The sequence below is a fragment of the Rhizobium sp. P1_E1 genome (genome assembly GCF_056406015.1).
This window is the reverse complement of sequence record NZ_JBFUAY010000177.1, coordinates 1-9,508: the sequence shown is the minus strand read 5'-3', so window position 1 is coordinate 9,508 and position 9,508 is coordinate 1. Positions and strand designations below refer to the sequence as shown.

8 protein-coding genes and 1 pseudogene are annotated in these 9,508 nt (G+C 60.9%); 5 read left to right on the top strand and 4 right to left on the bottom strand.

The genetic code is table 11. The features are described from left to right. Both AC1D1Z_RS30215 and AC1D1Z_RS30210 read right to left on the bottom strand, forming a co-directional pair. Positions 1-731: pseudogene (locus tag AC1D1Z_RS30215) on the bottom strand (indolepyruvate ferredoxin oxidoreductase family protein); the annotation flags it as partial. Next, positions 732-2,189, bottom strand: a complete 1,458-nt coding sequence (locus AC1D1Z_RS30210; RefSeq protein WP_112907725.1) for an FAD-binding oxidoreductase — start codon at positions 2,187-2,189, stop codon at positions 732-734. Positions 2,190-2,321: 132 nt separating this feature from the next. On the opposite strand from AC1D1Z_RS30210, the gene AC1D1Z_RS30205 reads away from it, so the two are divergent. From AC1D1Z_RS30205 to AC1D1Z_RS30195, 3 genes are all read left to right on the top strand, one after another. After that, positions 2,322-3,077 carry a FadR/GntR family transcriptional regulator gene (locus AC1D1Z_RS30205; RefSeq protein ID WP_128408860.1) on the top strand — a complete coding sequence of 252 codons (756 nt, stop codon included), beginning with the start codon at positions 2,322-2,324 and terminating at the stop codon, positions 3,075-3,077. Between the two features lie 48 nt (positions 3,078-3,125). Then, on the top strand, positions 3,126-4,121 hold the full coding sequence (locus AC1D1Z_RS30200; RefSeq protein ID WP_112907723.1) for an MDR family oxidoreductase: 996 nt from the start codon (positions 3,126-3,128) through the stop codon (positions 4,119-4,121). A gap of 527 nt (positions 4,122-4,648) precedes the next feature. Continuing rightward, positions 4,649-4,990, top strand: a complete 342-nt coding sequence (locus AC1D1Z_RS30195; protein WP_128408861.1) for a hypothetical protein — start codon at positions 4,649-4,651, stop codon at positions 4,988-4,990. Positions 4,991-5,264: 274 nt separating this feature from the next. Here AC1D1Z_RS30195 and AC1D1Z_RS30190 read toward each other — a convergent pair whose 3' ends face one another. Next, positions 5,265-6,038: an SOS response-associated peptidase family protein gene (locus tag AC1D1Z_RS30190; RefSeq protein ID WP_477852547.1), complete on the bottom strand. Its 774-nt coding sequence runs from the start codon at positions 6,036-6,038 to the stop codon at positions 5,265-5,267. A 61-nt stretch (positions 6,039-6,099) separates the two neighbouring features. Further along, positions 6,100-7,152 (bottom strand): non-homologous end-joining DNA ligase, encoded by a 1,053-nt coding sequence (ligD, locus tag AC1D1Z_RS30185; RefSeq protein WP_128408863.1) that lies wholly within the window; start codon positions 7,150-7,152, stop codon positions 6,100-6,102. A gap of 280 nt (positions 7,153-7,432) precedes the next feature. On the opposite strand from ligD, the gene AC1D1Z_RS30180 reads away from it, so the two are divergent. Together AC1D1Z_RS30180 and AC1D1Z_RS30175 are read left to right on the top strand one after the other, a co-directional pair. Next, positions 7,433-8,185 carry an ImuA family protein gene (locus AC1D1Z_RS30180; protein ID WP_477852544.1) on the top strand — a complete coding sequence of 251 codons (753 nt, stop codon included), beginning with the start codon at positions 7,433-7,435 and terminating at the stop codon, positions 8,183-8,185. Beyond that, a partial coding sequence (locus AC1D1Z_RS30175) for a Y-family DNA polymerase (RefSeq protein ID WP_477852542.1) occupies positions 8,106-9,508 on the top strand: 1,403 nt, incomplete at its 3' end. The genes AC1D1Z_RS30180 and AC1D1Z_RS30175, both read left to right, overlap by 80 nt.

Below are 9,508 nucleotides of genomic sequence, written 5' to 3'. Positions count from 1 at the left end.
CCATTGCCGTCGGGATAGACGATGGCGGGCCGATCGGGGTCGAGCTCGACCGTCGCGGTGCACTCGACAATTTCCGTCTGGCATTTGAAGCCGACCCAGGCGCCGGAATAGCGGCTGAGCGCCCAGCCGAGCAATCCGTAGTCGATATATTCCCCGACGCCGGCTGGCGACAGCAGCGGCACCATCGCGGAGATCAGATTATGCTCGCTCTGGTGCGGCAGGGTCGACGAAACGGCACCGTGATCGTCTCCGACAAGCAGCAGAACGCCGCCATTCGGATTGGTGCCAACGGCGTTGGCGTGGCGGATCACGTCCATGCTGCGGTCGACACCAGGTCCCTTGCCGTACCACATGGCGAAGACGCCATCATAGCGGGCACCGGGAAACATCGCTGTCTGCTGCGTGCCCCAGACGGCTGTGGCGGCCATGTCTTCATTGAGGCCGGGCTGGAAGCGGATATGATGGTCGTCGAGATATTTCTTCGCGCGCGCAATTTCGCGGTCGAAGCTGGCAAGTGGCGAACCGCGATATCCCGAGACATAGCCGGCGGTGTTCAATCCGCGCGCAAGGTCGCGCTGACGCTGGATCATCGGCAGGCGAACGAGCGCCTGCGTGCCGGAAACGAGGATACTTCCCCGATCGAGCGTGTAGCGGTCATCGAGGCTGGGTGTCGTCGCTGCGGAGGCCTTGGGCCGATCTTCAGAGTGTGCGGCGACGGGCAGAGTGGACATTTATGAGCGCTCCGCCGGCATTGCGGGTTCCATGTCGAAAACGCGGCCGGGATTGAGGATGTTGTTGGGATCGAACGCCGATTTGAGACGGCGCATGGCGGCCATCTCCGTCGGGCTGCGAACGAGCGCCAGCCACTTCTTCTTTTCGAGGCCAATGCCATGTTCGGCCGATATCGATCCGCCTTCGCTGGCAACACAGGAAAGGGTTGCGTCCGCGACGCGGTCATAATGGTGTGTGCGAACGAGAAAATGGAGATTGCCGTCACCGAGATGACCGAAAATGTAGATGGAAGCGGCAGGATCGACAGTTGCGATTTCGGATGCGGCCCTGTCCAGGAATCGCTGCATCGCAGAAATGGGCAGGCTTACGTCGAAGCCCGCGACTTGGTCCATGCTGAAAATGAACTCACTCGCCGCATCGCGCAACGCCCAGATGGCATGGTAGTCGCGCAGCGAGCGGGAAACCGCGACATCGCTGACGATGCCTTCCTCGTAGCATTCCATCAGCGCGGCCGCGAAGCGATCCTCGTCGCCCGCTTCGTCCTGTCCCTGCATCTCGATAAGCGCATACATTCCGGCACCCGCCGGCACAGGCGGCGGTGCGCCGGTACGGTTGAGAACGCCGGCATAGACGGCGGGGAAGATGACTTCGAAAGCGGAGAGGGAAGGTCCCAACCTCTGGCGCAGGCGCCGCAGGAGAGCGATGGCCGCGCCGAGCGAAGGAAGTGCGCAAAATGCGTTTGCCAGTGACTGTGGCTTCGGATGAAGACGCAGACAGGCACGGGTTACGACGCCGAGCGTACCTTCGCTACCGATGAAGATCTGGTTGAGATCGAAACCCGAATTGTCCTTCGAAAGGCCTTTTAGGCTGGTCAGCACCGAGCCGTCCGCCATCACGGCCTCCAGGCCAAGAACCTGGGCGCGATACATGCCATAGCGCAGAACGCGAATGCCGCCGGCATTTGTGGCGATGTTGCCGCCGATGGTGGAGGTGCCGCGCGCGCCAATATCCACGCCGAACATGAAGCCGTGGCTGGCGGCGGTCTCCTGGACAGCCTGCAGGGTCGTACCGGCATGAGCGATCACAGTGCCGGCATCCTCGTTAACGGGCTCGATCGCGCTCATCCGCTCCAGGGACAGCGCAACCTCGCCAGCCATAGGCCGCGCGGCCCCTGCAAGACCAGTGCGTCCGCCTTGCACGACGATAGGCTGGCGAAGGGCGTCGCATGCAGAAAGAATGGCCGACACCGACGCGGTATCTCTGGGTCGAAACAGGATGGACGGCCGCACGCCGCGCTCGTCTGTCGCGTCCGCGCAATAGGCGTCACCGACATCCGGGCCGACGACAACAGCGTTCTTGTCCAGCCTGTCGTTGAGGCGGGCTAGCAATTCCCACAGCCGCAAAGACGGCGCAAGTAAGGGATGAGCGGCGAGCGCCCGGTCGATCGATCCGCCCATTCTGTTCCCCTGGTTATCTGGATCGAGGGCAGGTTATCGCCTATCTGATATTTGTCAAACCTATATTTAAATACCTATAGCCTTTTCGATGAAGGCATGGCATCAATGCTTTCGAGCGAAGGATGGAGCTCTATGAATCTTAGATATGACGAAGTGGTAAGATCTGGCATCGCCAAGCAGGTCGCCGAGAATATCAAGTCCGCGATCCTGGACGGGCGTCTGAAGATCGATGAGCGCTTGCCGACGGAAGAGGATCTTGCCCGTAGCTTTGGAATTTCGCGCCCAACGGTGCGCGAGGCATTGAAGCGTCTGGCGGCGCAGAACCTCATTCAATCGCGTCGCGGCCCCCTTGGCGGCAATTTCGTGATGCGGCCCGATCCGGAAGGGCTGTCGAAGGCGATTACCGGTGCCGCGACACTCCTCGTCGGCATCGGCGCTTTCGATATCGACGAAATCATTACCGCAAGGCTTGAGACGGAAACGATCTGCTGTCGGCTTGCCTGCGAAAACCGCAGCGAAGAGGGCTTGCAGGCCATGGCCGCTGAAATCGCCTTGCAGCGGGATCAGGACGTCAGCGATGAGGATTTCTGCGCTTCCGATGTGCGCTTCCATCGGGCCCTGGTCGACTCGACCGGCAACGGCCCCTTGAAGCTGATGATGTACATCGTGATCGAATCCTTCATTCCGATCACGAACATGATCGTCTTCAGGGTGCGCGAGCGCCGCCAAGTCGTTGCTTTCCACCAGCAGATCCATGAGGCGCTGAGCAATCGCGATGTCGGCGGAGCAACGGCGGCGCTGGCAAATCTCCTCGCCTATGTGCGTGATAGTTATAGCGCCGCGCTCGATGCGCGCGGCCGCCGGGCGAGCGAGCAGGTGTCGTCCTGAACCTGGTCGGCTCACATCCTCAGAAGCATTGAAGTTCAAGGGAATTCCATGTCAGATTCTTTCACAGCAATGGTGATCGACACGGTTGATGGCAAACAACAGGCCGGCTTCCGGCAGTTGACCTTGGCCGATCTTCCCGACCATGACGTTCTGGTCGAAGTTGCGTTTTCCACGGTCAACTACAAGGACGGCCTGGCCCTTTCCGGCAAGGGAAGGATTGCGCGCCGCACGCCGATGGTTGGCGGTATCGATCTTGCCGGCGTCGTCGTCGAGTCGCGCTCGGACAAATGGGTTGCCGGTGACAAGGTTGTGTTGAACGGTTGGGGGCTCTCCGAAACCGAATGGGGAGGTTATTCCCGATACCAGCGTGTCAAGGCGGAATGGCTGATCGCACTGCCGCAGGAGTTTTCTCTGGAACAGGCCATGGCGATCGGAACGGCTGGCTATACTGCCGCGCTTTGCGTCAACGCCCTGGAGGATTGGGGAGCGATCGGCGTCGATGATCGGGACGTGCTGGTCACTGGAGCGGCGGGCGGCGTCGGCTCCGTGGCCGTGAGCCTGCTTGCCAACAAGGGTTACAAGGTGGCGGCCTCGACGGGTCGGCCGGAAACGCATGATTATCTCGCGTCACTCGGCGCCACGGATTTTATCGACCGTGCTACGCTGAGCGAGAAGGGAGGCCCACTTCAGAAGGAGCGCTGGGCAGGGGCAGTCGATTCCGTCGGCTCCACGACGCTTGCGAACGTGCTTTCGCAGACGGTCTACGGCGGCGCAGTTGCGGCCTGCGGCCTTGCTGGTGGTGCCGACCTTCCAGCATCGGTCCTGCCGCATATCCTGCGAAGTGTAGGGCTGCTTGGCGTCGACTCGGTCATGGCGCCTATGGCGAAACGAGCGCGCGCCTGGGAAACCCTCAGCCGGCACCTAAGTCGGCAGCATATCGAGTCGTTGACGCGGGTCGAGCCTATGTCGGCTCTGCCGCAGATTGCGGAAGACATAGTCGTGGGGAAAATTCGTGGCCGCGTGGTGGTGGAAATCACACAATAACTTCGCGCATTTCGATAATAAAGGCACGAGTAATGTTGAACCTTTCCGCTGGAAAGGGTGCAATAGAGCCGTTACAAAACCCCCATTGGCGTGTCGCACTTCATCCTTGAACCCACCCTGCTACATGTGACTTCGAATGTACATGCAACAAGGGCTTATCTTAGCACGCCGCAAACTTCGAGCTGCCGTCATTGCCGAGCAAGTCTTCCTGTTGTCATCTGATCGGCACGGGAGAAAAATCGCCAAAATGGCGCCTGATTGTGGCTCCACATCTAGTGAAGATGGATCGCCCTGACAGCGATCTGCCGGCTTGCGCAGCCGTCGAGGCATACTATCTCTAGTGTAACCCCGAACTGGAGCGTCGCCATGGATCGAAGCGCGGCCGATACGCTGTCGGAATTCTACATTGAGATTCTTCTGCCGGACCGCGAAGAGACGTGCGCGTCGGATGTAACGACCTGTCCATGCTGTCGAAAGTTGCGTCCGGCATCGAGCATGGATGACGATGGCTGCGGGATCTGCGACGAATGCCTGGCACCATGACGGCCTGCAGAGAAACACCTCCACCTCTTCTAGCGACGTTCGAAGACGCGCTTGCGAAATTGCCCGACGGCTATGTCGACGGATATTTTGATCATCGATCATGGGGCGTGACCGTCAAGCGGTCGCAGGATGGCAAACGGACCTGGCTCTATGGCGAGGTGCTTAGCGGAACAGATATCGTCAGCTTCAACCTCTATCGGTTGGCTGGACCGGGGTCGACACTGAAGCCGTGCGAAATGTCCACCGCCAAGGTGATCGAATTCGTTCTCGGTTTCGAGCCCAGCACGGAGAAAGCTGCGTTTGGAACCTTAAAGGCTAATAAATGAGCACCAGATTCATATTGCATTGCAACATATGCATGGCTGCACTGCGATCTGGGCCCTGGCGATGTGAGCAGTCTCTGGTATCTTCAGTTCACCGAAGCAATGCACCTCCTCCCGCAGAGCTTCGTGTTTCAGGCGACCCACTCCTCCTCCCAGGGGCGCCTGACGGAACAGCGGCACTCCTCCTCCCAGCCGTTGTTCATTCTTTGAAAAAGCCTGCCGCACCTCCTCCCGCGGCAGGCTTTTTCGTTTTCGATACAAGCCCGGAATTCAGGCGTCAAAGCAGACTGCCCTGTTCCGCGAGCTCTCCGGATTTCGAAACGATCGTGGATCCGTACGGTTCGCGTGACGAGATGATCAGCGCGTCATTCGGTAATGGGCGGGCCAGTTCCTTGGCCTCTTCCCATGGCGCCCGCATCCAKGTGTCCGTCTCTTCCTTCGTCAGCAACAGGACCGGCATCGCCTTTCCATGGATTGGCTTCACCAGGTCGTTGGGATCCGTGGTCAAAAACCCATAGAGATCGTCGRTGGTCAGGCCATCCCTAACCTTTCGCACACTTTGCCACTGCGGCACATGGATGCCGGCAAAGAACATCAGCGACTTCTCCTCGTCGCGGGCGAACCATGCATTGGGCACCTTGCCGCCTTCCTCCTGGCTGGCCGGATCCGGTTCCGCAAAACTGGTGACCGGGACGAGGCATCTGTTTTCGACGCCGAACCATCGCGTCCAATGCGGAAAACTGAGCTTGCGCACGTTGGTCGTACCGCGGTCAGCCTCCATGCGGATCAGTTCTTCGAGATCGAAKGSCTTGCCCTTGGYCGCAAGTTTCTCGGCCTTGGCTTTGGCSGCCTTYTCRAGYGYGAAGCGCGGSGAGGGCAGTCCCCAGCGCGCATGGACCAGTTGTTTCTTCCCGTCGGCGGTGTTGCGAACGATCGGCCCCATCTGATCGGGATTCATCTGGTAGGCGGGCATCAGGTTGATCAGACTTTCAGCGTCCTGGGCCCACTTCGCGACCCAGTCCTTGTCTTCCATGCGATAAAGGTTGCACATGCTAGATATCTACTCCGCCGAGCTCGAACGGACGACAATCTAGCGTATGGCGCTGATTTCGCTAGTCGAGCCGGAAGACGTCGGCATTGTCCTGGCGTTCTCGCAAGCCCTTGTAGGATGGATGGCGAAGTTTGCCGTCTGTCGTCCAGGCGCGAAACTCGATCTCGGCGACCAGGGTCGGCTCGACCCAGACAATATCGGCACTTCCGGAATAGGGCAGGGGCGGCTGCCTTCGCTTCCAGCGCAGCCTGTCCAGCATCTTCCGTAACCTCACGGCCTCGGCTTCCTTGAAGCCCGTGCCGACACTCCCGACGTGGACGAGATCGGCTCCGCGATAGGCAGCAAGCACCAACGACCCGAAGCCGGCAGGGGATGCCGATGACATCTCATAGCCGACGATGAAGAAAGCCTCGCTCTGGACGCATTTGACTTTCACCCAATCCCCGGTCCGGCCGGAACGATAGGGCCGATCGAGGTGTTTGCCGACGATGCCTTCCAGGCCAAGGCGGCAGACATGTTCCAGCAGGACGGTTGGTTCAGTGTCGAATGTTTCCGACAGCCTGATAGCGCCGTCTTTGCCGTTCAACGTGTCATCGAGGAGATGCCGGCGCGATCGGTATTCGACACCGCGCAGATCGTGTCCGTCGAAATAGATGAGATCGAAAGCGTAGAAGATGGCGTCGGAGGCCCGGTTGCCGGCATGTCCGCCGGATGCGCCGAGCGATTGCTGCAGCAGCCCGAAGTCGGGACGCCCCTCTTCATCAAGCACGACCGCCTCACCATCGATGATCATCGTCGCCGGCCCGAGCCCTCGGGCGGCCACTACGATCGCCGGAAAGCGGTGCGTCCAGTCATGGCCGGCGCGGGTGAGGATCCTTGTCCCTTGAGGCTCGATGTGAACAGCGAGGCGATAGCCATCCCATTTCAGCTCCCAGCTCCATTCTTTCCCCTGTGGAGGATGGCTCTTCAATTGCGCCAACGCAGGTTCGACGCGGTCTGGCATGGGATCGAAAGGGAGCTGTGGCTGGGCCGGATTGCGCTTCTTGCGCGGCTTTGAGCGGATCGGAGCCTCGGTGTCACGAAGGAGAGGTTTTGATCTCGGAGGCTTCGTCATGCCGACAGTTCAGCAGAAAAATCTTAAAGACACTGTGACGATGCCGACTTGTCCCCGCAATTCACACAAAGGGAGTAGCGCTCGCAGACGCTCCGAAAAAAACTTCAGCCGCTACCCACCTGATTCTCCTGGGTATTCTTCCGATTCCTAATGTTCAGGATAATATTCCCATCCCTCCGGTTGCTTGACTCTTCCGTTGTTCGGGAACAGATAGAGAACATCCGCATTTTGATCGACATGATGTCGGCCGCCAACACGACCTTGAAGGGAGCCGTGAACGATGACTGCTGCCCGTGAACGGGTGATTTCCGATCTGCGCGAGCGCATCGCTTCGCTGGAGGGCGTGCCGGCCAGAAAGGCCGGCTGTCTGTCCTTCGGCGTGCCGGAAATCGATGCGGTCATGCCGGGCGGTGGCCTTGCCTATGGCGCCCTGCACGAATTTGCCGGTGGCGGGCCGGGCACGGTGGATGGTGCAGCGGCAGCACTTTTTGCGGCGGGGATCGCAGCGCGCACCAAAGGCCCGATCGTCTGGTGCCTGACGCGGCCGGACCTGTTTTTTCCGGCACTCGCTGAGGTCGGCCTCCATGCCGACCGGGTGATCTTCGTCGAGTCCGACAAGGAAGAGGACRTGCTCGCCAATATGGAGGAGGGGCTGTCCTTCGGCGGCCTTGGCGCCGTCGTTGGTGAACTTGTCCGATTGCCCATGGTCGGCTCCCGCCGGCTGCAGCTGGCGGCCGAGCGAACCGGAACGATGGCCCTCGCGGTCCGGCGMTGGCGCAGGCAAACGGAGGCGAATGATTTCGGACAGCCGACGGCATCGACCACAAGGTGGCGGGTCAGCGTCATGCCGTCGGAGGAATTGCCAGTGCCGGGTGTCGGCAGAGCCCAATGGTTGCTGGAATTGATGCGCGTGAAAGCGGGTGAATGTGCTGAGTTTCTCGTGAGGGCGTGCGATGACAAGGGTCGTCTCGATCTATCTTCCGGATCTRCCGACGGATCGCATTCGTCGCGCCGATCCGTCTATTCCGCCTGAACAGGCGATCGCCGTGATCGCCAGGAGCGGCTCGAAGCGTTGGGTGTCGGCCGCCGACGCGGCCGCCAGACAAGCCGGCGTTCATGTCGGCATGCCGGCTGCCAAAGCGCAGGCGCTGTTTCGCGGCCTGATGCTGGTCGATGCAGATCCTGCAACGGATGCCGCAGCACTCGAGCGGATCACGCTCTGGGCGCTGACGCTCTATTCCCCTGTTGTCGCGGTCGATGGGATCGACGGCATTGTCATGGATACTGAAGGCGCCGATCACCTGCAGGGTGGCGAACTGCCGATGGTGACGAGGATCGCCAACCAGTTCCTGGCCAGAAAGCTCACGCCCCGCATCGCTGTCGCCGACACCTGGGGCACGGCGCATGCCTGTGCCCGTGCCATCAGCCGTGAGACGGTCATCGTGCCGATCGGCGAGACCGTGCGCGCCGTCGAGAAGCTGCCGATAGCGCTGCTACGCCTTCCGGGGACAGTCGTCAGCGACCTTCGCACGCTCGGCTTCCAGACCATCGGCGAATTGGCCAATACGTCGCGCGCGCCGCTGACGCTTCGCTTCGGGCCGGAGATCGGCCGGCGGCTCGACCAGATGTTCGGCCGTATCTGCGAGCCGATCGATCCGATCCGTACCGCCGAGCTCGTCGAGGTCTCCAGAGCCTTTGCCGAACCGATCGGTGCCGCCGAGACCATCGACAAATATGTCGGACGACTGGTCGTGCAACTGATCGAGGAGCTACAGCGGCGCGGCCTTGGTGTTCGGCGCGCCGACCTGATCGTCGAGAAGGTTGATGGAACGCGGCAGGCGATCCGCGCCGGTACGGTCAAACCGGTGCGCGATGTCGCCTGGCTGACAAAGCTTTTTCGTGACCRGACGGAAAAGATCGAGCCCGGCTTCGGGATCGAGAAGCTGACGCTCGTCGCCGTCATGGCTGAGCCGCTGGAGGAGCGCCAAAAATCCTCATCGCTGGTCGAGGACGAGGTCACCGACGTGACGCCGCTGATCGATATCTACGGCAACCGTGGCCAACGTGTGTATCGGGTGGCGCCGGTTGCGTCCGACGTGCCGGAGCGCTCCGTCCAGAGGATCAGTGCCGCGGCCGATCCGGTCGCAGTGACCTGGGTCAGTCATTGGCGCCGGCCAGTGCGGCTGCTGGCCCGACCGGAACTGATCGAGGCCATCGCCTTGCTGCCCGACAGGCCGCCGGTCTCGATCACCTGGCGCGGCAAGCGGCGGAAGGTCAAGCGCGCCGATGGTCCGGAACGGATTTTCGGCGAATGGTGGCAGCGCGACGCCGAGATGGAGGCGGTACGGGATTATTT